Below are 23,999 nucleotides of genomic sequence, written 5' to 3'. Positions count from 1 at the left end.
TCCCGTGGACGAAGCGGCTGTGCGTCCGCTCACCGGCTGGTGGCGTCGTCCACGAGTAGGGGGCGTGGTCCCCTCAGGTCCGGCCTTAACCCGCCGGTGGGAAGTCAGTTGTCCTTGACGAAGCCGCGCTGGCGGGCGACGTTCGCGCCGTGCTGGCCAGGCTTGGGCATGTTGCTGCCGCGCGGCGGCGGACCGCCCGCAGGGGACCCACCAGGAGCAGCAGGCGGCACCACGGCGGCGGTAGCGGCGAACAGTTCCGGCCTGCGCGCCTTCAACGCCTGGGCGGCCTCCGTGATGGCGTCCTCGTCGGCGTCGTCGTCGACGGCCAGGAGCCGTTCGGCGTCCTTCAGGTCATCACCGGTCGCACCGAGCGCCACGAGGGCGGCACGCCGTACCGCGGCCCTCTCGCGGGCGACGGCCTGCGCCTCGCGTGCCGTAGCCGCGGCGGTGGCGTCGGCGGCGGCCTGCTCGCGGCGTTCGATCTCGGAGAGCTGCGCGGCCTGCGCGTCGCGCTGCTGCTGCACGAACGCGGTCAGGTCGTCGGTCTTGGTGAACCCGAGCTGCTCGACGAGCCTGCGCACTGCGGAGCGTTCGCCCTGCTGCTTCTCGCGGGCCAGCAGCCGGTTCAGCGCATCCTGGTCCAGGCCCGGCTGTCCGGCCGGCGGCGCGGCCGGGTCGATGCCCGGTGCGGGCGGCAGCTGCTGGTTGGAGGGGTCGGTGGGGTCCGCGCCCAGGATCGGGAAGATGGGGCGGCCGTCACGCCGATAGCCGACGGGCTTACGGGGGTGGGGCAGCAGCCTGTCCATGGGGATCCAGTCCTCCAGCAGCAGCGCCCCCGCGCCGTCGATCAGTGTAGCCACCCCGGCGCAGGCGGCTACTGCCTATGCTGCGGCCATGGCTCCTGACTCGCCGATCCCATCGTGGGAGAACTCACTCACGCCCGAACGCCGGGCCTTGGACTTCGTGGACTTCGCTGTCGACCAGGTCGAACAGCTCGCCCCGCTACTCCCCTACGGGTACGGGCTGGACGGCGTGGTCCGGGCGGCGTTCATGGAGTCGTTCATGGTCAACGTGCGGCTCCTGGTCGAGTTCCTGACCTTCGACCTCGACCCCAAGGACCGGCGGGCCCGTGACTTCGTGCCCGGCTTTGCCAGCCAGGACACCGCCGCAGTTGCCCGGCTGAAGGATGCGTGGACGCTGGCCAGCCGCCACGTCATGCACCTGAGCAAGGACCGCACCCCCGACCTGGACGACCTTGAGCATGTGACCGCCGAGCAGATCCAGCGCATGGCGCGGGACTGCCGGGCGGTCTACGACGAGTTCAGGGCACAGCTGGCCTGACGATCAGCGCGGGCCAGGACCGGCCTCGCCGAGGATCCCGGTCTTGCCGGGCGGCTGCAACGGTGTGGGCGGCAGCGGCTTCGCGTCGGGCGGGCTGGTCGGCGGGCCAGGCTGCGGCACCTTGGCCGGGTCGACGAGCGGCACAGTCGGCGTCGGGTCGGCTTCGGGCAGGCCCAGGTATTCACGGACCGCCTTGTTGTCGCCGGTCGCATCGGCGAGGCGGGCGGCCTGGTCGAAGGCCCGCTTCTGGATGCGTTCGATCTCGTCGGCGATGTCCTCGATCGGGTATCCGGCTTCCTGCAGCATCCGCACCACGGTCTCCAGGGAGAACACCCCGGCCTCGTAGCCCTGCACGGCGTCGTTGAGGACGGTGGTGCGGTCGGTGGGGGTGTGCGCGCCGAACATCAGGCGTGCGGGCAGCGACTCGCCGGCGGGCCACTCCTGCCCGGCCTGGTGCAGGCGCTGCACCATGCGCAGCAGCAGCTGGTACTTGTGGTTGCGGGCCAGACGCAGCGCGCCGACAAGGGAGTCCAGCGGGCCCAACGCGACCTGCAGCGAGTACCCGTTGGGCAGCTTGGCCGGGTCGAGGCTGCCGAGTCCGGCCGCGGTCAGGCGGGTGTTCGCGGCGAGCCGGTCCAGCAGGTGGTCGACGCGCTGGCGGAGCTCGGCCAGCTGCGCGGACGTGTCCAGGGTGTCCATGCGGCCCGAGTCGGACAGCTGCCACACCGTGCCCGCCTCCACACGCACCGGGAGGGGCTGACCGGTGGAGCGGTCGATGGGCAGCCGCGCCCCGGCCAGGGCGACGATGGGTGTGCCGGTGGTGGAGGACGCGGAGGCGCTGTCGGTGTCGGTGGCGGCCAGCTCGTCCAGCAGCTGCAGCACCGTCGCCAAAGTGGACTTGCCCCAGTGCTCGCCGACGTCGGGGATGGTGTTCGGGATGTGCACGACCGGGATGAAGTCGTGCATCAGGTCCAGGCGGTCGAGGACCTGCCCATCGGAGCGCACCCGGTAGGAGGCCTTGTCGGCGGGCAGCGAGAACACGTCGTGGGCGCGGCCCAGGTCCTCCAGCAACCACTCGGCGTCCGTGAGGTAGCACGTCGTCGACGACGGCTTGCCCGGCGCCCACGGGTAGATGCGCGTGACCGTGCCGGTGACCGGGTCGAGGGTGTCGCCGACGACCAGCACCGGGTCACCGTCCGCGCCGACCACCTGCTCCCGCACGGCACGTCCGTCGTCGGTGCGGCCGGGCGCGGTCGCCGCACCGATCGGGCCGAGCTCGTAGGTGATGCGCCGCACGCGGGCTTTCAGGCCGCGTACCGGGTCGGCGGGCAGCTCCCACGCGAAGTGCACACGGGAGGGGTACTCGGCGGAGTCCTGCTCACCCTCGTCCCACTCGGGGAAGTAGAACCCGGGGTCGTAGGTGCGCAGCAGCGCCCGCGCCTTGGACGGCTCCCACGCCAGGGTGTAGACGCCATCCCCGCAGCGCACCGCGCACCGTTCGGCCTGCTGGATCCGCAGCGCCAGCAGCTCCTTGTCGGCCCAGGCGCGCAGCTTGTCCTGCAGGTGGGCGGCGGCCTGGTCCTCGGCGGTCGGCTTGTCCTGTGCGGCGTGGTCAGCGCCCGGCACCACGATGGTCTGCTCCGCGCCCAGCAGGTAGCCGAGCGTGGTGTCGATCAGCTTGGACGGGTCGCCCAACTCGCGGCGCTCCACACCGTGGTGGTCATCGCCAGTGAGGGAGGCCAGCTGCCCGGCCTGGTTGGAGTCGTACGCGGCCAAGAACTTGTAGGCGGCCAGCCGGCGCAGGTCCTCGGCGGGCACCCACGACGTGTTCAGCTCGGGGAACGCGTGGTGGCCGGGCCGGGCCGGGTCGGGTCGGCCATGGCCTGCTTGTAGTTGAGCCACGACCAGGCGTCGATCAGCAGTTCACGCAGCCTCACGGGTGCCCCTCCAGGCGACCGGGCCCCGCGCCCGCGCCGACCAGAATACGCAGCCCTACGGGGTGGGGGCGTCGACGCAGCCGTGCATCCACATCGCGTACCGCAACGAGTGCTGTTCCTTGGCGGTCTGCCGGTCCCACACGGCCTGGCACAGCTCCTCGCTGGGCGTCTTGCCGGTGTCCACCATCACCTGACGTACGGTGCGCCCCGCCTTGAGCGAGGCGTCCAGGCGGGCCTGCGCGGAGGCTTTGATCTGGTCCGAGGTGGGCGCTGCGGGCGCCGAGTTGGAGCCGGGCCACAGCAGGACCACGCCGGCGACAACGGCCGCGCAGGCGGTGCCCGCGACGGCGACTTTCCCCCTGATCAACATGGGCCGGAGGCTAGCAGCCGGGGTCGATTCTGGCGCCCGGCTGTGCCGTTGCTCTTTATGGGGCCGTTTCCGGGGTGTTATCGGCGTCCGCCGAGGCGGTCGTCGTGGATGTGTCCGGCGACGGCGGCGAGCTGGTCGGGGTCGGCGAGTTCGGTCAGTCCGTGCACCGCGGCGTCCATGCGGTCGGGGGAGTCCATGCCGACGACCCAGGTGACCATCTGGTCCTCCAGGGCGACGTGGGCGCCGACGTGGTGGACGAGGCCCTGTTCGTACAGCTGGGCGATGGGTTCGGCCCGCAGGCGTTTGCCGACCTTGGCGGTGACTTCGAGGACGCGGGGCATGAGGGCGCCGTTCGTGGAGCCTTCGCGGCGCAGCTGCTCCCACGCCTGGGAGAGGACCTGGCGTGCCATGTCTCCGCCGTAGTTCGACTCGACCACGATGGCGTCGGCTTTGAGGGCGAGGGCGAGGAGGCAGGCGGTGCGGCCCCAGTCGTTGGCGCCCATGCTTCCGGAGCGGTCTTCGAGGACGTACAGGTGGCCGTCGAAGCCGCGGGCTGCGCCGATGATGCCGGTCTCGTCGCCGATGGCGGACTCTCCGCCGGCGGGGTCGACGGCGACGATGACGCGGGCCATGTCGAGGCCGCCGAACTGGACGGTGGTGAGCCGGTGGTCGTTGATCCAGGCGCGCTGCCACACGCCGCCCTCCGGGGGGCGGGGCTTTTGCTGGTAGAGGGCGGCCCATACGCGTTCGCCGACGCGGCGGCGGGTGGTGGCGTGGTGTTCGGCGTCGAAGCGTTCGGGCCACAGTGGTTCGCCGATGGTCCGGCCGAGGGGGTCGGTGTCGCTGTCGGCGAGCGCCGGCAGGTCGATGATCTTCCATTCGCCTGCCTGCGCGTCGCCGAGGATGCGGCCCGCCAGGTCGTCCTCGTTCCAGCGGGTCTGGATGACGCAGATCGCCCCGTCGGGCTCCAGGCGGGTCTGCAGGACGGACTGCCACCACTCCCACGTCTTGCGGCGCATGCTCGGGGAGTCGGCGGAGGCCATGTCCTGCACGGGGTCGTCGACGAGGGCGATGGTGGCGCCCTTACCGGTGAGGCTGCCGCCGATACCGGCTGCGACCAGGCCGCCCTGGTGCCCGGCTATGTCGAAGCGCATCGCGGCCCGCGAGGATGGGTTGAGGTGGATGCCGAGGTCGTCGCCCCACGTTTCGATGGCGTCGCGGATCCAGCGGGAGTGCTCCTCGGCGAGGTCCCCGCTGTAGGAGGCGATCATGACGCGGCGGTCGGGGTGCTGGCGCAGGTACCACAGGGGCGCCCAGCGGGAGGCCCGCCGACTCTTGCCGTGACGGGGCGGCATCGTGATCATCACGCGGCCGGCGCGGCCCTCGGCCATGTCGATCCACGCCTGGTCGATCAGGTGGAGGTGGCGGGCCTGCATCTCGCGGCGCTCGGTGAGGACCGCGGCGAGCGCGCCGGGCGAGGCGTCCATGGCGATGAGGCGTTCGATGCGAGCGAGCTGGACGCGCAGCTCGGGTGAGGCCTTCGCGGCCATGGCGCGGCGCTGCGCCGGCGGCTTGGACCGGTAGGCGGCCAGTAGCTGGGCTTCCCGCTCGCTGCTAGTCGTCCGAACCACGTGCGGCCTCCTCCGAGATGCCGATGAGGGCTTCGAGTTCGTCCAGGGCGATAGCGGTCAGCTCGCTGCCCTCGGCGGCCGGGGTGACGATCTCTGTCTTGTTGGGCCGGTCGAGGCCGTTCATGCGGGCGCGCCGCTCCATGATCCGCAGTGCGCGGTCGATGGCGGGCAGGTCACCGTCCTTAACGGCCTGCCGGTAGGCGACGAAGAACAGCCGGTCCAGGCGCAGGTTCTCCACCGCACGCAGCTCATCAGCCTTGTCCTCGACCTCGGTGGTGCGCTCCTTGAGGGCCTGGCGGACGTCCTTGCAGGCGGCGTGAATGAGTTGGTCGTCGGTGGGCGACTCCTGGCCCTTCTTGTACCGGTCGATGCCGTAGCCCTGCGGGTAGGCGATCCGGTCAGAGTTGACGGCGGGGTCCGCGGCGAGCTTGCGGCCTACGGTGAGCCAGTCCACGCCGGCCAGGCGTAGGTCGATGGCGTCCGCTCGCCGCTGTGCGATCGCGGCCCGCGCGGCCTTGTCGGGGCGTCCCACCGGCAGGATTCCTTCCGCTGCTGCGCGCCCCCACGCCGAGATTCATGATGGCACTGCACGTCGCGGCCGCGTTTCTGCAGGTGCGCGTGCCAAGTGAGAGCAGGGCCACCACTCCGGATGCGGCGATCAGAAGGATAAAGAGCTGAGGGTGACCGCCCCGGGGACCGGTCAGGGCCGTTCCGGTGAACGGGGGCAGAGCAGAAGCCACCGTGGACGGCGCGGCAAGCATGCACGGACACGCCCGCGTCGCGCAGAACGGCGGCGCACTGGGAGGCGGACTCGGCGCCAAGTGCCCGTGGCGGCCCCCGATGCAGTGGCCCGGGCCTGTGCCTGGCGTGCCTTCGGAGAACGCACTCGGCGGCTACCGCTGGTTCGCCGGCAGCCTCGGCACCCAGGTCGTGAAGGTCTTCGATCTCGTAGCCGCCCGCACCGGACTGCGTGACCACGAGGCGCGGGCCGCGGGGCGGGGCTGGATGCCAGCGACCACCGCCAGCCGCCCCGACGACCACAAGGCGTACTACCGCTGCACGAGTCGCACGTCGCCTGGGCGAGTTACGAGCGGACGCTGTGATCGATACGACCGTCGGCTGAGAGGGCGGCCTTCCATCACGATGACCGGCTTTTCGCGTCCAGTCCCTGGCCGGTGTCACGGCAGCTCCGCGTGCGCTACCGCCGTATGCGACCCGGGCCTATGACCACGATGCCGGAGTTGCAGCGTAGATCGGGTCCCTTCAGGCTGTATCTGGCAAGCGACCTTGATGACGTGAAGAGGTGATCGGGTTGCAGGACCATGCGCGCCCGGTCAGCCCTCCGAAACGTTGGTGTGGGTGACGCGTGCCGCCTCATGAGCCGGTATCCCGGTGAGTCCAGTCGTGATTCTTCAACGACCGGGCCAGCACAGGCATCAGTGGGACGGGAACCGGCTTCGCAATCCCCGTCCCACTCCGGGGCGGATGTCCGGAGTGCTTCTTTGTGGCACGCGCTGCGGACTCCCCCCTCGATCCGTGGTGTCCGCTGACCGTGTAGTCCGCCGTGGCCCAAATGGGCGACGTGTACGACCACCGTCGCCACAGCCCGCCACCAACGACAAGGAGCCACAGAACATGGGTGGAAAGCAGAAGACACTCGCCATACTGACCGGAATCGCGCTGGCAGCCGGACTCACCAGTCCCGCCTTCGGGTCCAGCGCCGCTCACTGGCCAGCCCTGCCCGCCGCGGCCACGGGGTCGGGGGCGTCGGTCGTGGAATGGAACCGCGAGCTCATCACCATCCTCAGCGATCCGAAGGCGCAGCCGGCCACCGTCCACCCCACGCGCAGCTTCGCGCTTCTTCAGGCTGCCGAGTACGACGCGGTGGTATCGATCACCCGGGCCGGCCCCGCCTACATGTTCTCGGTGTCGGCGCCGCGAGGCGCTCGTGCGGATGCCGCAGCGGACCAGGCAGCCCACGATGTGCTGGTCGCCCTGTACCCGGCCAAGCGCGCAGGCGTGGACCAGCGACTGAGCAGCCAGTTGTCCGCGATTCCCAACGGCCCGGGCAAGCAGGCGGGCATGGCTGTGGGAGCCGCGGTCGCCCGCCGACTGATCAGCCTGCGGTCCCATGACGGGTCCTCAGCGAAGCCGCCCCGGTTCCGCCCCGGCGACAAGGCCGGTGACTACCGGCCCACCCCTCCCGACTTCCCGACACCGGTGTTCACCAACTGGGGCTCGGTCAAGCCGTTCGTGCTGGCCAGCGGAGGTCAGTTCCGCCCGGCAGCGCCGCCGGCCGTGAGCAGCGCCGCGTACGCCACCGCCTTGAACGAGGTCAAGAGCCTGGGGAGCAAGACCAGTACCACCCGCACCCCCGATCAGACCGCGGCCGCGAAGTTCTGGGCGGCGGCGCCCGTCTGGAACGTCTGGAACCAGATCGCGCAGAACCTTGTCACCTCCCAGAACGCGAGCCTGGAGAAGGCGGTGAAGGTCTTCGCCCGGCTCGACCTGTCCCTCGCCGACACCGCGATCGCGATGTACGACGCCAAGTACGCCTACCGCGTATGGCGGCCCGTGACCGCTATCCGGCTCGGCGGTACGCGCTACAACCCGGGCATCGTCGGCGATCCCCTCTGGACCCCCCTGCTGACGACCGCCCCGGATCCGTCCTATCCTGGTGCTCACGGCGCCCTCAGCCAGGCGGCGGCAACGACGCTCGCCGGGTTCTACGGTGCGCGGCACCATCTCGTGGTGACGTCGAAAGGCATCACTCGAACCTTTGCCGGCTTCCAGGACGCTGCCACCGAAGCGTGGCTCAGCCGGATCTGGTCCGGCCAGCACACCTCTGTCGACAACCGCGCGGGCCAGCAACTCGGGACGCAGGTGGCCGACTTCGTGGCAGGTCACCTCTGACCGTCCGCACCGGGCGACCTTCATGTGCAACATGGCGGCGGCCAGAAGCCAGTGGTACCAGGCGCATCGGCACCACTGGCACGGGCCACGCTGCGGAAGCAACCGTACGAGGGCGAGGCACGTGGCCGGATCAGTTGCTCGCCGTGGCCGGCCCGGTCGACGACACCTACCGGCGCCCGATGAACCTGCAGCTCACCGTGCAGGAGCCGCTGTTTTCCGGAGAGCCCCGAACGCGAGCAGCAGCGTCCCATGCCTCGAGGCCAGGCCGGAGCACGCGCAGGAGCCCGCAGAGCTCCACATGTGCCCTGGCCCTCGCCCAGGAGGAGAGCGGCACCACGGTGTGGTTCGCCACCCGCCCACCGGTCTGGACAACAAAGAACCCCCGGGTCCACGACCTGGGGCGTGGCAGACCACGCCTCATCGGACCGCATGGCAAGAAGGCCCGAGTGTCAGCGCTGATACCCGAGCACCGTCATCATCCCGCTCTCCGAGTGGTACTGGTTGTGACAGTGCAGCATCCACAGCCCCGGGTTGTCCGCGTCGAACTCGATGACCAGCTTCCGGTGCGGCAGCACAATCGCGGTGTCCTTGCGCGTACGCACCGCATCCACACCTGTGAGCGCGAACGTGTGGCCGTGCAGATGGATCGGATGCCACATGTGCGTGGCGTTGATGAGGCTGAGACGTACTCGTTCCCCCGCACGGACCGCGTGCCGTTGGCGCACGGAGTAGGCCTGGTGGTCAAAACCCCAGTCGAACCTCCGCATGCCGCCCGTGATCTTGATGCGCAGTTCGCGATCGGGGTGGCGGTCGGGCAGGGCCACCGAGTCGTCCGGTTCCAGACGCCGCGCCGGGACGACCTTCCCGGCGAGCTCGTCCGGGCGGACATCCGGCGCCGGAAGATTTCTGCCCTTGTCGGTGCGGAGCACCGCCAACGCGTTGCCCTTCTTGCCCTCGGCCTCGGCGACGAGCGGGAAGGCGCCGTCCTGGACGGTCACCAGGACGTCGTAGCGCTCGGCCATGCCGACGAGCAGGGCGTCAGTCTCCTTGTGCTTCACGGGATAGCCGTCGGTGTGCGTGACGGTCATGGTGTGGTCGCCGAGCGCGACCCGAAAGGCGGTTTCGGAAGCAGCGTTGATGATGCGCAGACGGATGCGCTCGCCCTTGCGGCAGCGGAACACCGAGGGGCTGGTGGGCAGGCGCCCGTTGGCGAGGTAGTAGGGATAGTCGACGCTGCCGGCCTCGCCATGGAGCATGCGGCTGTGGGAGTGGCGCAGCACCCGGGTGGGGCCCGCCGACTTCCTGTTCGACGACGCATGCGGGCTCGCAGACCGGCTGGGGCTCGGGTGATCGCGCCCAGGACCCATGGCCATGCCTCCCATGTCCGTGGAGCTTCCGGGCTTGAGCTGGCCGAGCACCTGATCGGGGGTCGAGCCGTCGACACCGTCGAGCCAGTCGTCCAGGACGACGATCCACTCCTTGTCGTAGTGGAGAGACTCCTTGGGGTCGTCCACGATGAACGGCGCGTACAGCGCGCGGTCGGGCTGCATGCCGAAGTGGGAATGCAGCAGGTATGTGCCCGGATGCTTGGCGGTGAACCGGTAGACGAAGTCGGTCCCGGAGCTGATGGCCTTCTGGGTCAGGTCCGGAACCCCGTCCATGTCGCAGCGCAGCCGCACCCCGTGGGAGTGCAGCGTGGTGGTGGCCGACAGCCGGTTTGCGAGCGTCAGGTTGAGCACGTCACCGGCGGTGACGCGCACCAGCGGACCCGGAACCGCCTCGTTGTACGCCCAAGTCCGGACGGACCGCCCGCCGAGGTCCAGCTTGGACTCGGCAGCCGTGAGCCTGAAGCTGCGGACGCGCCCGGCCCCCCGCTTCCGCTCGGCGGCAAGGACCTCCGGGTCCGAGGGGTTGACATACCCCCGCGGCCCCGGCGGAACAAACCTCCCCGAGGCGCCTGGGCCATAGGCACCAGAGCGAGGCTTGGAGCCGGAACCGTAACCGGAACCAGTGCAGGTCCCCATGAGTACCGCACCGACGCCAGCGATCGGAGCTCGAAGAACGGTTCGCCGCGAAAGTTGATTCATATGAGAATAAAACACGCCAGGCAGATGCTATAGGCGCAAACCGAGTGGATCGTGCCCTTGTTGGGGCCAATTTCCATCGGCAGGCGTAGTCCTTCGGGCCCGCGGTGGCTCTGCGGCATCGAGTCCCGTGATCCGTTCGTAGGGCGGATCGGTTCATGCGGTCAGCACTCCGGCGGTCAGCAGCCCGAGCAGCGCTACACCGACGACTATCCGGTAGATCACGAAGGCGTTGAACGAGTGCCGCGCCAAGAACTTCAGCAGCCCCACGAGATCGAGGCGTACGCGACCACGAACAAGACCGCCGTGCCGACGGCAAGCGGCACCACGCCCATGCCCCGCGCCCACCGCGTCCTTCAACCCGTAGAGACCAGCACCAGTGACGGCCGCGACGCCCTCTTACCGGCGTAAGCCCGAGCCGAATGGCCCACTACGACTGGCTGGCGCTCCGCCTTCATGGGCGAATTACTGATTTCGGCGTTTTGAGGTCAGGCTGGGGCTGGTCCTGTTGGCGTCCTCCGGATGCGGCGGTAGACCGGGAGGTATGAGGTACGCAGACGGTGGCGGGATGAACGCCAAAGAGCGTGCACGGCGTGAGGCAGTACGCCTGCGGGCGTCCGAGCTGTTCGCGGCCGGGGCCGGCGTCCCGGAGGTGGCCCGGCAGCTGCGGGTGTCGCCGAAGTCGGTCTACCAGTGGCGGCGGAACTGGGCCGCCAGCGGCCCGGCGGCCCTGGCCTCCACCGGGCCGGGCGGGCAGCGGTGCAAACTCGGCCCGGCCCTGCGCGGGAAGCTGGCCGCCATGCTGGAGCAGGGCCCGGCCGCGCACGGCTGGGATGAGGACCAGGTGTGGACCGGTGCCCGGGTGGCGACCCTGATCGGCCGGAAGTTCCACGTCTCTTACAGCGTCTCGGGGGCGACCCGGCTGATGCGCCGACTCGGCTTCACCCCGCAGAAGCCCGCCCGGCGGGCTGCCGAGCGCGACGAGGCAGCGGTGACCGCCTGGAAGGAAGGCGCCTGGCCGGAGGTAAAAGGACACAGGCGGCCACCGGCGGCTGGATCTGCTTCGAGGACGAGGCCGGTCAGCGTCAGCGGCCGCCCACCGGGCGCACCTGGGGCCGGCGGGGCCGCACCCCGGTGGTGACGGTGTCCGGCCGCCGGTCGGGCCGCATCTCCATCGCGGGCCTGATCGCACTGCGGCCCGGTTCCCGGACCCGACTGTGCTACCGGATCCGCGTCCATCACGGCCGCAGGGGCGAGCGGCGCAGCCTGTCGGAGACCGACTACATGCGGCTGGTCGATGGCGCCCACCAACTGCTGCGGGCGCCGATCGTGCTGGTCTGGGACCGGCTCAGCACCCATGTCTCGAAGGCGATGCAGCAACTGGTGGCCGCCCGCCCGTGGCTGACCGTCTTCTTCCTGCCCACGTACGCACCGGAGTTGAACCCGGTAGAGGGTGTGTGGTCGCAGTGCAAGCGCAGTCTGGCCAACCTCGCCGCCGGTACGGTCGACCGGCTGGAATCCCTGGTCCGCAATCGGCTCAAGAGCCTGCAGTACCGCCCCGCAACACTCAACGGCTTCATGACCGAGACCGGACTCCAACTCGACTCACCACCGCCCTGACCTCAAAACGCCGAAGTCAGTAGTACTCCAGCTGTACATCGTGATCTTCATGTCTGGGACGCGGCTTGTCGCCGGTAATGGCTGGTGCGTGATCGCTGCTGATGGCGGCGTCGCCAGTCGGACCAGCCGAGTCGGTGGGCCATGTCGTGCAGGGGCTGGACGGCGACGATGAATAGGCGCTGGATCTCGTTGCAGGACAGCGGGACCAGGTCGGCGGGCCCGGAACGGCGGGCGTGTTCGTCGGCGCGGACGACAGCAAGGAAGGCATGGGCGAGCATGGCCAGGGTGACCCAGCGGGCCCAGGAGGGGTAGCGGCGGACCTGGTGCTCATCGAGTCCCGCCAGCCCCTTCTCGGTCTGGAAGGTCTCTTCCACACGCCACCTGGAGCCGGCGACCCTGACCAGGGCGGCCAGTGGCGCCGGCTCGGTGCAATAGCAGCGGTAGTAGGCGAGTTCACCGGTGGTGCGGTTGCGGCGGATCAACAGCTGGCGGCTGCCTGGTGCCGCCTCGACGAGGTCGATGACGGCCCAGTCGTAGAACCGCTGCCCCTTCGCACCGGGCCCGGCCGACAGCTTCTGCCAGGCCCGCTTCGGCACCTTCCGCGCCAGGGCGTCAGCGCGGAACGTGCCCGCGCCGGTGGTCACTTCGGCCGAGCAGGCCACCGCGAGGACATAGCCGATACCGCGCTCCTCCAAAGCCGCCCGCAGCTTCGGATTGCCGCCGTAGACCTCATCCCCCGTGATCCAGCCGACGCGGTGTCCGGCGTCCAGGAACCGTTCGATCATCGTGCGGGCCAGTTCCGGCTTGGTCGCGAAAACGGTGTCCTCGTCGAGCCCCGCTGCCCGGCAACGATCCGGGTCGCACGTCCAAGAGCGCGGGATGTACAGCTCCCGGTCCACCGCCGCATGCCCCCGTTCGCCCGCGTAGATGAGGTAGACCGCGACCTGGGAGTTCTCGATCCGCCCGGCCGTTCCGGTGTACTGGCGCTGGACACCGACGGTGTGGGTGCCCTTCTTCACGTCCCCGGTCTCGTCCACGACCAGCACCGCGGCCTCGTCGCCGAGGTGCTCGACCACGTATTCGCGCACGTCGTCACGGACGGCATCGGCATCCCAAACGGCCCGGCACAGCAGATGCTGCATGCCGTGCGGGCCGGCCTCCCCGGCCCACTCCGCGATCGTCCAGCAGTTCTTTCTCGGCAGGTCCGACAGCAGCCCGAGCACGAGCCGCTCGGCCCGGCGCCGGGGCTCAACCCGCTTGAACCGGCCCGCGATCCGCCCCAACAGACCCTCGAACGCCTCCCGCCAACGCGCGGGATCTATGCTGTGACCTGCGGCCACCGTCTCTTCGTAAGTCCACACAACTCACGATGATCAACGGTGGCCGCACCCGTCTCCGCACCGGCCCCACCAGCAAGATCACGATCTACAGCTGGAGTATTAGGGGGTCATTGCTGCGCTGCGATCGACCGGAATCGAGGACGGGGATCGATACGTTCGGGGGCCGACCACTCGTCGAACACCCCGTGACCCCGGCGCACGGTGGCGAAGGGCGCGCTGTCGAGCAGGGAGGATGGAGCCCGTGAAAGAAGAGGGCAAGGAGGGCTTGTCCGACCCGGAGGAATCGGCGAATCCGAGTAGGCGAGGATTTGTCGCGGGCGTAACGCTTGGAGTGGCTCTCGCTTCTTCAGGTATCTATGAGGTCATCGACAAGTTGGTCACCCCGCCTGAGCGGGTCGATGTCGGGGCTGACAAGCCCCTGCCGCCGGAACAATATGCCATTCCCACACCACGGCTCATCATGGACAACGGCACAGGCGTCGCGAGCAGCAACGGGACGATCCCCGCCCTCATTCCGCCGTTGCATAATCATGTGATTACCGCGACGTTGAAGGTTCCGTCGACCGCGAAGGTTCTGCAGGAGGCACAGCGCCATCTGGAGTCCGTCATCCAGGGCCTGGAGAAACGCTTCCCTCCCCCTCCCAGCGGCCTGGGTGTCGTCGTCGCCTGGGGACTTCCCTACTTCCAGCACTGCATTCCCAGCCTCGGCAGAGGTTCCGGCTTCTTCAAGGCGGGGACCCGTTACCCGGACTACCTGCCGGTGGACCTGATGACGTCCAAAGAGCGGGGACGCAAAATCTATGCACTCCAGGACGCCAGAACGTATCCCAGTGACCAACCGCCTGCCGGCTTCGGACCGGTCCGACTGGAGCAGAACCACGTGGCTGTGCTCCTGCGCAGTGACTCGCTCGACAACATCATGGAGGCCACCAACGCCCTGTTCGGGACGGGAAGCGACCAGGCGGGCGACCTCTTCACCGTAACCAGCATCCGAAGAGGCTTCACGGGTGGCGGTCACACGGGGCAGCAGTCACTCGCGAGCAAACTGGCCATCGAGGCCGGCCTGCCCGGAGCGAAGTCCATCCCCGTCCATGCGCCCATCTTTTTGGGCTTCACCACCACGATCAAATCCGCGGAAAGCTCCACTCCCGTCTCGAATCTGGAGACACTTCCTGGTTGGACCGACCAATGGCCCAACGGTTACTTCAAGTACGGGACGGTCATGCCTCTCTCGCACCTGTACTCAGACCTGGCTACCTGGTATGGGGAAGAGCGAGCGGGATCGCGGGACTTCCCGGAATACGCCGACCGACTCCGCGCGATGTACCGGCCTGGACTCTCGGTGCCCGGGGGAACGGTGACCGTGGATCCTCCCGTCGAAAGCGAAGACGATGTCTTTCAGCGGGTCAAGAAAACCGGCAGCTACGGGCACAACGGGAGCATGCAGCCGGTGAACCGCCTGCAGGAAGCGACAACCAGTAACTATGGCGTGACCTATCCGGTTGGCACACCTGTGTCCAATCGCGGTGATTTCGCTACGCTTGACAACCCGTTCTACTACACATCCGACCCGGTCGGCGACCATTACAGTCCCCAAAAAGCCGCTGGTTTGCACTTCCTGATCTTTGTGCCGACAAGTGAGGCGTTCAACCGTATTCGCCTGGCGATGGACGGCCACTATCCCGAGGGGAAAAGAGTTGACTTCTCCCCGCGCTCACCCAAAGCCGGTCTGAACGCGGTGGTACACACCACCCATCGCCAGAATTTTCTGATTCCGCCGCGGAGTCACCGCTCGTTCCCGCTCGCTGAGTTCCTGAGCTGACCGGCGGGATGGGCCTGTTGCACTCAGGTGTTGTACGGCGGCTGCTGGCGTTCGCCCGGCGCTGACCGCCTCCAGCGCCGGAGGCGATGTCAGGAGCAGCGCAGCAGAATCATGAACCCGTAGTCCATGTGGAGCTGCTGGTGGCAGTGGAACAGGGACAGCCCTGTACTCCAGTCGCACTTCGTGATGTGACGGGTGGTCGCGTCGGACGGTTCAGGTGAGGGCGGCTAGTACTCCAGCTGTACATCGTGATCTTCATGTCTGGGACGCGGCTTGTCGCCGGTAATGGCTGGTGCGTGATCGCTGCTGATGGCGGCGTCGCCAGTCGGACCAGCCGAGTCGGTGGGCCATGTCGTGCAGGGGCTGGACGGCGACGATGAATAGGCGCTGGATCTCGTTGCAGGACAGCGGGACCAGGTCGGCGGGCCCGGAACGGCGGGCGTGTTCGTCGGCGCGGACGACAGCAAGGAAGGCATGGGCGAGCATGGCCAGGGTGACCCAGCGGGCCCAGGAGGGGTAGCGGCGGACCTGGTGCTCATCGAGTCCCGCCAGCCCCTTCTCGGTCTGGAAGGTCTCTTCCACACGCCACCTGGAGCCGGCGACCCTGACCAGGGCGGCCAGTGGCGCCGGCTCGGTGCAATAGCAGCGGTAGTAGGCGAGTTCACCGGTGGTGCGGTTGCGGCGGATCAACAGCTGGCGGCTGCCTGGTGCCGCCTCGACGAGGTCGATGACGGCCCAGTCGTAGAACCGCTGCCCCTTCGCACCGGGCCCGGCCGACAGCTTCTGCCAGGCCCGCTTCGGCACCTTCCGCGCCAGGGCGTCAGCGCGGAACGTGCCCGCGCCGGTGGTCACTTCGGCCGAGCAGGCCACCGCGAGGACATAGCCGATACCGCGCTCCTCCAAAGCCGCCCGCAGCTTCGGATTGCCGCCGTAGACCTCGTCCCCCGTGATCCAGCCGACGCGGTGTCCGGCGTCCAGGAACCGTTCGATCATCACCCGGGCCAGTTCCGGCTTGGTCGCGAAAACGGTGTCCTCGTCGAGCCCCGCTGCCCGGCAACGATCCGGGTCGCACGTCCAAGAGCGCGGGATGTACAGCTCCCGGTCCACCGCCGCATGCCCCCGTTCGCCCGCGTAGATGAGGTAGACCGCGACCTGGGAGTTCTCGATCCGCCCGGCCGTTCCGGTGTACTGGCGCTGGACACCGACGGTGTGGGTGCCCTTCTTCACGTCCCCGGTCTCGTCCACGACCAGCACCGCGGCCTCGTCGCCGAGGTGCTCGACCACGTATTCGCGCACGTCGTCACGGACGGCATCGGCATCCCAAACGGCCCGGCACAGCAGATGCTGCATGCCGTGCGGGCCGGCCTCCCCGGCCCACTCCGCGATCGTCCAGCAGTTCTTTCTCGGCAGGTCCGACAGCAGCCCGAGCACGAGCCGCTCGGCCCGGCGCCGGGGCTCAACCCGCTTGAACCGGCCCGCGATCCGCCCCAACAGACCCTCGAACGCCTCCCGCCAACGCGCGGGATCTATGCTGTGACCTGCGGCCACCGTCTCTTCGTAAGTCCACACAACTCACGATGATCAACGGTGGCCGCACCCGTCTCCGCACCGGCCCCACCAGCAAGATCACGATCTACAGCTGGAGTACTAAGCGTCACGCTGGACGAACCCTTCTGGTTGAATGTTTGGGGCACCTCGCCGACTGAAACGTTGCGGGACTATCGCATCCGACCAGACGACAGTTGGGCAAAGTTTTACTTGAACGCCAATGATACCTATGGCGGCTTCTTCTTGAGTTTCTGGTTCTGGTGGGAGAACACCACCGGCGCGGATGCATCCGTCGACGTATCAACCGGCGTCAGACTGAAGGCCGACTTGAAGTCGAAATCCGTCGGTAGATTCCTTCCGAGCTGACTGTCATTCAAAAGCGGTGTAGCCTCACAGCTCAACGCCACCCTCGAAATCCACCAGCAGGAGGGCCGGAAATGGACGTCACCGCCAGGGCCGCTCCGCCCCGAACAGGACATGCCGCCGATCACCGTTCATGCAGATGGCGGCTGGTGGCTAAACCCGTTCAATGACGGTGATGAGGAGTATCCATTCAGAAGGTCATGATCGGCCTTGCTGTCTGACGATGTGACAGGTGGCGGGTGGGTGGGGCAGGATGCGTGGTCATGTCGTCCGCGCTGGAGTCCGCGTCGCGTGAGGAGCTCCTCGCGTTGATCGGGCTGGTCCAGCGGCAGGTGACGGCCGCGGAAGCGCGGGCCGAGGCCGCGGAGACCCAGGCCGCCGAGCTCGCGGCGGCCAACGAACGATTGACGGCCCGGGTTGCGGAGTTGGAGCGGCGGCTGGGCCGGAACTCGGGCAACTCATCGATGCCTCCGTCCAGTGACGTCTTCGGTAGGCCGGAGACGAAGCCGACGCCCAAGAGCGGCCGTAAGCGGGGCCGTCAACCGGGTGCGGGCGGGTCGGGGCTGGCGATGACCGCCGTGCCCGATGCCGTCGAGGACCACGTCCCGGCGGCCTGCACCGGCTGCGGGAGCACGCTGGAGCAGGGCGACAGCATCGGTTTCGAGCGCCGTCAGGTCCGTGACATTCCCCTGGTCACCGTGCTGGTGACCGAGCACCGGGCCCATCGCTGCCGGTGCGCGTGCGGCACGGTGACCGTCTCGCCGATGCCCGAACAGGTCGCCGGCTCGCCTTCCTCCTACGGCCCGGGCCTGCGGGCCCTGGCCGTCTACCTCCTGGTCTTCCAACACATCCCGTTCGAGCGGACCGCCCAGTTGATCCGGGACGTGACCGGCGCCGAGGTCTCCACCGGCTGGGTCGCCTCCCTGCTGTCCGAGGCCGCCGGCCTGGTCGAGGACTCGCTGAACCTGATCCGGGCCCTGCTGACCATGGGGCACATCCTGCACGCGGACGAGACCACCACCCGGATCGGTACCGCCCGCCGGTGGCTGCACGTGGCCTGCACCGACTTCCTCACTCTGCTGCACCTCGCGCCGCGCTCCCGCAAGGGCGCCGACGCCGGAGGCGTCCTGCCGCACTACCGGGGTGTGCTGGTCCACGACTCACTGTCGCTGTACGCCGGCTACGGCGCCTGCACCCATCAGCTGTGCGGCGCCCACCTGATCCGTGAACTCACCGCCGCCGAAGAAGACTTCCCCGACCACAAGTGGCACCAGCAGATCCGCTGGGCCCTGGCCAGCCTGAACCGCCAGGCCGTCAGGGTCCGCGCCGGGGAGATCCCCGAGATCAGCCCCGACGCGCTCCTCCTGTACTACGAAGCCTTCCACCAGGGCATCGCCGTCGGGCTCTCCCTCCACCCCAAAGCGCCAGGCCGGAAACAGAGTCCGGCCCGCAACCTCCTTCAGCGCCTGCGCGACCAGGCCCACGACATCCTCCGCTTCGCCGACGACCCGCTCCACGTGCCGTTCACCAACAACTGCGGCGAGCGGGCCCTGCGGCCGGTCAAGACCCAGCTGAAGATCTCCGGCTGTCACCAGTCCGAGGACGGCGCCACGGCCTGGCTCGGCGTGCGCTCCTACCTCGACTCCGCCCGCAAACACGGCATTGGCGCCTTCGAAGCCATCCACCGCGCCTTCACCGGCAACCTCTGGATGCCACCCCTCACGCAGCACATCTGACCAGGCACTCTCACACGCCGTCACCGATCACACCCATTCCTTCTGAATGGATACGATGAGGAGCCCTTGTCGGTCAACGAGATCTACACCCTCCAGTACACCGGGCTCACCATGAAGGCAAACGCGGTGACGGTCTTTGAAGTGAACATAGCGGCGCAAGTATGGCTCGATGACGATGCTGCCGGCGGATTCGGCTACATCGACGCGGGGCTTGGGGACAACGTGGTCGGCGTCCCCTCGGTCAAACTCACTGCCCTTCCGCTGACCCACGTTTGAAGGCTCCCCTCCCTGAAGGGAGGGGATTCTCCACCCTCCAGGGCTGAGCGGGGATTTACGGCTCAGGCTGCCTCTTGGTCCAGCGGACCAGGTGGTCTTACGCCCTCGGCACCGTCCGGGTTCCAACCTGCCCGGACCAGCATCACGCGGGCGGAGTTCTTGTCCCTGGGGGACACGGCTCCGCACACGGTGCAGGCATAGGTTCTCATCGAGAGAGGGAGTGCGTGCTTGGTTCTCGCCCCGCACGTTGCGCAGTCCATCGTGGTGTGCGCCGGGTGCACGAGACGGACGTCCCGTGCGTGCTTGCGGCCCATCTCGATCAGGGCACGCTTCGTCGCCGCGATGGCCGCGTCGGCCGCCTTGCGGGCCATGGTGGTCTTCGCGAGGAACTTCGGGCGGAAGTCCTCCACCGCCACTCCGTCATGATCGCGCATGACGGCCTTGGCCCACTTGCGGCCGGTGTCCTCCCGCTGCCGCGCGATCTTCCTGTGCAGCTTCGCTGCCTGTGCCTGCGCCTTCCGGTAGCCGGTGGATGCACGCTGTCCTTTCGGTCGCCGGCGCCGGGCCATCATCCGCTGGTACTTCGCGAGCCGCTGAGCGGACCGCTTGCCGTGTTCGGCATGCGGAAGGTCGTAGGCGTCATCCGTGGTGGTCGCGGTCTCCTTCACACCCCAGTCCACGCCCAGGACGTGGCCGGTCTCCACAAGCGGCTCGACCTGGGCCGGGGCGACGAAGGAGGCGTACCAGTGCCCGAGCGTGTCCTGGTACACGCGCACACTCGACGGGTCGGCCGGAAGAGCCCGCGACCACACCACGCTCAGCACGATCTGGCCCGCAAGGTGCAGACGGCCCTCCTTGAGGCGGAAACCGCGCCGGGTGTAGTTCAGCGACGGTCGGCTGTCACGCTTGCGCTTGAAGCGGGGCATCCCCGCCCGGCGGTGCTGCGCAAGCCCGTCCTTGATGTCCTTCAGCGCCTTCGCCCTCGACCTGGCGAACTCCCGGATCACCTGCTGCTGCGGCACGCTCGCGCCCTCAGCCAGCCACGCTGTCACCCCGCGGGCGTCGGTCAGCATCCTGTCCAGCTGCGCCGGACCACACGTCAACTTCTCGCCGCCCGCTCTGCTCTGCGCGTGGGCCTGCCGGGACTTGGCCACGCATTCGTTCCAGATCCAGCGGCAGCGATCCCACTCGGCTTCGAGTGCGCGCCGGGCTGTCTTCGACAGGCGTACACGGAAGGTGTACCGGGCATGCCCGGTGTCCTTCGTGGTCGCTTCTGTCGTCATGCATCTGAACCTACCTGGGAGGACTGACAGTTGAGAGTTCTTGACCGTTGTGGGCGGCATCACGGCCGTGCGGGGTGGACGCCGGATCGCCCTGACGGCGATCCGGCTGTCCCTGCCCTGCTCCGCAGGAGTCCGATTCCTCCCCGGCCTGAAGGCCGGGGCATCCTCGGAGAAAGCCGGTGAACAGCACGCTGCTTCCGATGGCATGACCTGCGGCGCCCACGGTCCTGTTGGGCGCGTCCCAGGGCGAGGCGGAGAAAAGGGGGCGGCCGCCGCGCCCTACGTCCCGCGGAGAGCACACGGCCCGACGGCCGTCACCGCTGGAAAGCGCGCCCCAGGTGGTGGAGGACCTGGTCGGCCGGTGCGTGCAGGAACTCGGAGAGGTACGCGGACCGTTAGGGCCTGTCCGGAGTCGTGATCATGTAGCGGGTGGTGGCTGCGCAACCAGATGACCGCGCCGCGCAGCTGAAGCCCTGCCATGTAGCTGTCGGGCCTCTTGTCGAAGCGCGTGGCCAGTCCCTTCCAGATCCTTGATCTTGTTAGCTGGGTAGGCCGCGCGGCGAGGTTCCTGCTCCGGGCAGGTCCTTTTCCACACGGCCCCCTCCGAACCCGCCAATGTACCCGGCCTCAAGCATGTTGTGCACCAGCCGCAGAAACCGGCCATCGTGGATTCGTTCTGCCAGGGTCTTGATGACGACTTGATGGTCGATCGAGCCGAAGCAGTCGGAGAATCGCCTTTGATGAACCAGGTCGTACCCGTCCAGGTACTGCCCTGCGGGTGCCGATTACTACGTCCGCGCTGTTCAGGCGGCATGTGCGTACTCGTGGAGGAGGCCGCCAAGGCGAGCACGTCGATGGATGTCCAGCCGGTGGAGTCGGCCGGGTTCGGTGATCGGTTCGGGAACTGGCCGCAGGGGTGCCGCGCTGTGCAGGCTGCGGTGCGGCCGATGCTGGTTGTAGAACGACTCGAACTCGGTGAGCGCGTGGAGCAGGTGGGGCAGGTTCCAGATCAGGATGCGGTCGAGGAGTTCATGTCTGCAGGTCTGCACCCAGCGTTCCATGATTGAGTTCATGCGGGGAACGCGGATGCCGGTGGTGACGATCTCGATGCCCTCGGCCTCGAAGACGGCGTCGAACGCACGGGTGTACTTGCTGTCGCGGTCCCTGATGAGGTGCGTGACGGCAGCGCCGGCGTCCTGGAGGTCCATGACCACGTTCCTCGCAGCCTGGGTCACCCAGTCCGCGGTGGGATGGGCGGTCGCGCCGAGGACGCGGATGCGGCGGTTGACGTGCTCGATGACCGCGAAGACGTACAAGCTCGCGCCGTTCAGCGTGGTGGCGGTGAAGAAGTCACAGGCCAGGATCGCGTGGGCCTGGCCGCGCAGGAACGCGGCCCAGGTCTGACGGTCGCGTTCGGGCACCGGCTCGATCCCGTGTCGCATCAGGATCTCCCACACGCTGGAGCGTGCGACCTTGATACCGAGGACCGCGAGTTCGCCTGGACCCTTCTGTAGCTCCACCCAGGGTTTTCGCGGCCCAGTCGCAAGATGAGAGCCCGGATGCTGCGGCGGGTCGGTGGACGGCCGGACCGCTTGCGACGGGAGGCGTCGGCGTGGCGGCGGCGCATGAGGTCCCGGTGCCACCTCAGGACCGTGTCCGGGGAGACGATCAGGTGTTGGTGGAGCAGCGCGGCCAGGAAAGCGCGATCCGCCGAGGAGACGGGTGGCCTGTCGATCTGCCGCTGCATGACGGCCAGCTGGTGCCGCAACGTTCAATATCTCGATGTCCTTGACGACGTCTCTCATCGGCAGCAACCGAATGAGGGAGAACACGCTCGACACAGCGAGGTAGGGCAGTCGCAGCAGCATGGTCGATCAGCCTGACACGCCTGCCGCTGATCGACGGCCGTTCGCGAGAACCTGCAGCTCACAGGACATGGATGCGGTTTTCGGGCTCTGTCCCACTTTCCGTGATGGGGCGTTCGTTGGGTTGGTCATTGGGCCGCCAGGACGCACGTGCGTAAGAGGGGGAAACCGGCCCGGCCGTACATCCTCCGCTTGATCAGCTTGGTCTTGGTGATGGTGCCCTCGACGACGCCGGTGCTCCAGGGCAGCGTGACCCCGGCCAGGACGGCCGACCAGTCCTGCTCGATCCCGCGGACGAAGGAGCGCAGTTCCGGTTGGTCGTCGGCGAGAACTGCGGTGGTCCACGCCCGTAGCCGGGTGCGGTTGCGCTCGCCCGGCCGGGTCACCAGCGCGGCGAAGCCGCGGACGTGCCCGGTGAGAGCGTCCAGTTCCGGGCAGACCTCCAACGCCTGTTTCAACTGCTGCCGGTCGCCGGGACGCAGACGCTGGGGATCGGACATGATCCAGGCGGTGAGCCGTTTGACCTTCGGCGCCTCCGCGGCCGGTGGCGCCTGCTGCGCGGCGATCAGCGGGGCGAGGTAGCGGCGGACCAGCTGGACGGTGCCGGTATAGCCCCGGGCCCGGATCTCCTCGCACAGCCGGGTCGGAGAGTGCATCCCCTGGTCCCACCGCCGGTGCAGGTAGGGCGTGAAGTCCTCCAGTGTGGTCACCCGCCCGCCCAGGGCCTTGGCCAGGACCTCCTCCACGCTTGCGGCGCGGGCGAAGCGGCGCACGGAGCGCATGCCCAGGCCCAGTTCGCGGGCGATCTCGCCCAGCGCGTAGCCCTGGTCCAGCAGGCCGTGCACGGCGGTGAACCGCTGCCGGGTCCGCTGCACCAGCACCCGGTCCTCGAACGCCGCCGCGATCACTTGGGCGGCGGCCCTCTCGCCGGGTGTGTGCGCCTGGGCCAGCCCCTCGCGCAGCGGAGCGCGCAACCGCGACACCGCCCGCTCGACGTGCTGGCCGAGGTTGTGCCACAGGTGCCAGCGGTCCGCGACGTGGACCGCGCGCGGCGCGCCCCGGTGGCCGCCCTCGTCGTAGGCGCCGTCCCGGTCCCGGCAGATCACCGTCACCCCCGGATGCGCGGCGAGCCAGTCGGCCACGGTGTCGGCGTCCTTGGCGGGCAACAGGTCGACCGGGCGGTGGGTCTGGCAGTCCACCAGGATCGTGCCGGCCCGGTGGCCGCGGCCCAGGGCGAAGTCGTCGATCCCCAGGACGGTCGGCGTCGGCGGCGCGGGATCGGGAAGCGCCGCGAGCAGCCGCAGGAGGGTCATCCGGCCCACCCTGGCGTGCAGCACCGCCGCCAGCCGCGCCCCGGCCCGTCCGGACAGCACCACCGCGATCGCCGTGAGGGTGCGCTGCAGCGCGGCGGTCCGCCGCCCGTGCCGGAACGTCAGGTCGGGCACCTGCTCGGCGAACGTGCGACGCCGGCAGGCGGCGGCGTCGCAGAACAGCCGCCGCACTGACAGGTCGATCACCACCGGCCGGTAGCCGATCGCCGCGTCCGCCAGGCGTCGCCGGTAGCGGCTGTGCACCCGGGCCGAGGCCGTCCCGCAGCCCGGACACGCCACCGGCCCGCCACGCGTCTCCGCCGTGATCGTCAGGGCGCCGTCCGCCTCCTCGACGCCCAGGACCCGGACCCCACTCAGGTGCGGGAACAGCAGGGGGAAGACCTGGCTACACACCTCGCACGCTGCCACCCCGGCCCCACCTGTCAACCATCACGGAAAGTGGGACAGAGCCGGTTTTCGGCACCCGCAGGGTGCTCCGAACCGAGCCGTTGATGGGTCTGCGCAGATGACGATTTGGGGACGATCGTAATCGGTGGCAA

General features: G+C 68.8%; 16 protein-coding genes and 3 pseudogenes. 7 read left to right on the top strand and 12 right to left on the bottom strand.

Translation table 11 applies throughout. The features are described 5' to 3' along the window. Positions 1-104: 104 nt before the first annotated feature. Positions 105-860: a hypothetical protein gene (locus ACQEXA_RS56285; RefSeq protein WP_433134175.1), complete on the bottom strand. Its 756-nt coding sequence runs from the start codon at positions 858-860 to the stop codon at positions 105-107. A gap of 34 nt (positions 861-894) precedes the next feature. Between ACQEXA_RS56285 and ACQEXA_RS56280 the strand changes: the two genes are divergently transcribed. Next, a complete protein-coding gene (locus tag ACQEXA_RS56280; protein ID WP_432920559.1) occupies positions 895-1,341 on the top strand; it encodes a hypothetical protein in 447 nt (148 codons plus the stop codon). Positions 1,342-1,344: 3 nt separating this feature from the next. On the opposite strand, the gene ACQEXA_RS56275 is transcribed toward ACQEXA_RS56280, so the two are convergent. The 4 genes from ACQEXA_RS56275 to ACQEXA_RS56260 form a co-directional block, all read right to left on the bottom strand. Further along, a complete protein-coding gene (locus ACQEXA_RS56275) occupies positions 1,345-3,159 on the bottom strand; it encodes a hypothetical protein (RefSeq protein ID WP_433134173.1) in 1,815 nt (604 codons plus the stop codon). A 174-nt stretch (positions 3,160-3,333) separates the two neighbouring features. Then, positions 3,334-3,648 carry a hypothetical protein gene (locus ACQEXA_RS56270; RefSeq protein ID WP_432920567.1) on the bottom strand — a complete coding sequence of 105 codons (315 nt, stop codon included), beginning with the start codon at positions 3,646-3,648 and terminating at the stop codon, positions 3,334-3,336. A 77-nt stretch (positions 3,649-3,725) separates the two neighbouring features. Then, complete coding sequence (locus tag ACQEXA_RS56265; RefSeq protein WP_432920570.1) at positions 3,726-5,279, bottom strand: terminase large subunit domain-containing protein; 1,554 nt, start codon at positions 5,277-5,279, stop codon at positions 3,726-3,728. Continuing rightward, positions 5,263-5,811, bottom strand: coding sequence for a hypothetical protein (locus ACQEXA_RS56260; protein ID WP_432920572.1), 549 nt, complete (start codon positions 5,809-5,811; stop codon positions 5,263-5,265). Before ACQEXA_RS56260 ends, ACQEXA_RS56265 begins: the two co-directional genes overlap by 17 nt. A 1,103-nt stretch (positions 5,812-6,914) precedes the next feature. On the opposite strand from ACQEXA_RS56260, the gene ACQEXA_RS56255 reads away from it, so the two are divergent. Further along, positions 6,915-8,192, top strand: a complete 1,278-nt coding sequence (locus ACQEXA_RS56255; RefSeq protein WP_433134171.1) for a vanadium-dependent haloperoxidase — start codon at positions 6,915-6,917, stop codon at positions 8,190-8,192. Between the two features lie 449 nt (positions 8,193-8,641). Here the strand turns inward: ACQEXA_RS56255 and ACQEXA_RS56250 are convergent, their stop codons facing one another. Then, entirely contained in the window at positions 8,642-10,279 is a 1,638-nt protein-coding gene (locus ACQEXA_RS56250) for a multicopper oxidase family protein (RefSeq protein WP_432920578.1), read from the bottom strand. A gap of 153 nt (positions 10,280-10,432) precedes the next feature. Next, positions 10,433-10,672 (bottom strand): annotated as a pseudogene (locus ACQEXA_RS56245) (undecaprenyl-diphosphate phosphatase); the annotation flags it as partial. A 148-nt stretch (positions 10,673-10,820) separates the two neighbouring features. Here ACQEXA_RS56245 and ACQEXA_RS56240 point away from each other — a divergent pair. Both ACQEXA_RS56240 and ACQEXA_RS56235 read left to right on the top strand, forming a co-directional pair. Next, positions 10,821-11,225 (top strand): annotated as a pseudogene (locus tag ACQEXA_RS56240) (helix-turn-helix domain-containing protein); the annotation flags it as partial. Next, entirely contained in the window at positions 11,123-11,896 is a 774-nt protein-coding gene (locus tag ACQEXA_RS56235) for an IS630 family transposase (RefSeq protein WP_432921848.1), read from the top strand. The pseudogene ACQEXA_RS56240 and the gene ACQEXA_RS56235, both read left to right, overlap by 103 nt. Positions 11,897-11,943: 47 nt before the next feature. Here ACQEXA_RS56235 and ACQEXA_RS56230 read toward each other — a convergent pair whose 3' ends face one another. Further along, the gene (locus ACQEXA_RS56230) at positions 11,944-13,236 is read right to left on the bottom strand and encodes an IS701 family transposase (RefSeq protein ID WP_432938758.1); all 1,293 of its coding nucleotides are present in this window, start codon (positions 13,234-13,236) and stop codon (positions 11,944-11,946) included. A 241-nt stretch (positions 13,237-13,477) separates the two neighbouring features. On the opposite strand from ACQEXA_RS56230, the gene ACQEXA_RS56225 reads away from it, so the two are divergent. Beyond that, positions 13,478-15,058, top strand: coding sequence for a DUF7405 family protein (locus ACQEXA_RS56225; protein WP_433134169.1), 1,581 nt, complete (start codon positions 13,478-13,480; stop codon positions 15,056-15,058). Positions 15,059-15,313: 255 nt separating this feature from the next. Here the strand turns inward: ACQEXA_RS56225 and ACQEXA_RS56220 are convergent, their stop codons facing one another. Beyond that, entirely contained in the window at positions 15,314-16,606 is a 1,293-nt protein-coding gene (locus ACQEXA_RS56220; protein ID WP_433134811.1) for an IS701 family transposase, read from the bottom strand. 626 nt (positions 16,607-17,232) lie between these two features. On the opposite strand from ACQEXA_RS56220, the gene tnpC reads away from it, so the two are divergent. Both tnpC and ACQEXA_RS56210 read left to right on the top strand, forming a co-directional pair. Next, the gene (gene tnpC, locus ACQEXA_RS56215) at positions 17,233-18,705 is read left to right on the top strand and encodes an IS66 family transposase (protein WP_433134167.1); all 1,473 of its coding nucleotides are present in this window, start codon (positions 17,233-17,235) and stop codon (positions 18,703-18,705) included. A 66-nt stretch (positions 18,706-18,771) separates the two neighbouring features. Beyond that, entirely contained in the window at positions 18,772-18,981 is a 210-nt protein-coding gene (locus ACQEXA_RS56210) for a hypothetical protein (protein WP_433134165.1), read from the top strand. A 62-nt stretch (positions 18,982-19,043) separates the two neighbouring features. On the opposite strand, the gene ACQEXA_RS56205 is transcribed toward ACQEXA_RS56210, so the two are convergent. The 3 genes and pseudogenes from ACQEXA_RS56205 to ACQEXA_RS56195 form a co-directional block, all read right to left on the bottom strand. Then, complete coding sequence (locus tag ACQEXA_RS56205) at positions 19,044-20,264, bottom strand: RNA-guided endonuclease InsQ/TnpB family protein (RefSeq protein ID WP_433134163.1); 1,221 nt, start codon at positions 20,262-20,264, stop codon at positions 19,044-19,046. A gap of 803 nt (positions 20,265-21,067) precedes the next feature. Beyond that, a pseudogene (locus ACQEXA_RS56200) lies at positions 21,068-22,132 on the bottom strand (integrase core domain-containing protein). A gap of 125 nt (positions 22,133-22,257) precedes the next feature. Further along, on the bottom strand, positions 22,258-23,868 hold the full coding sequence (locus ACQEXA_RS56195) for an ISL3 family transposase (RefSeq protein WP_433134161.1): 1,611 nt from the start codon (positions 23,866-23,868) through the stop codon (positions 22,258-22,260). Positions 23,869-23,999 lie beyond the last annotated feature (131 nt).

The sequence above is a fragment of the Streptomyces sp. CA-106110 genome (assembly GCF_050936285.1).
Taxonomy (GTDB): domain Bacteria; phylum Actinomycetota; class Actinomycetes; order Streptomycetales; family Streptomycetaceae; genus Streptomyces.
The sequence above is the reverse complement of the archived record's forward strand: the minus strand, read 5'-3'. Positions and strand labels throughout refer to the sequence as shown.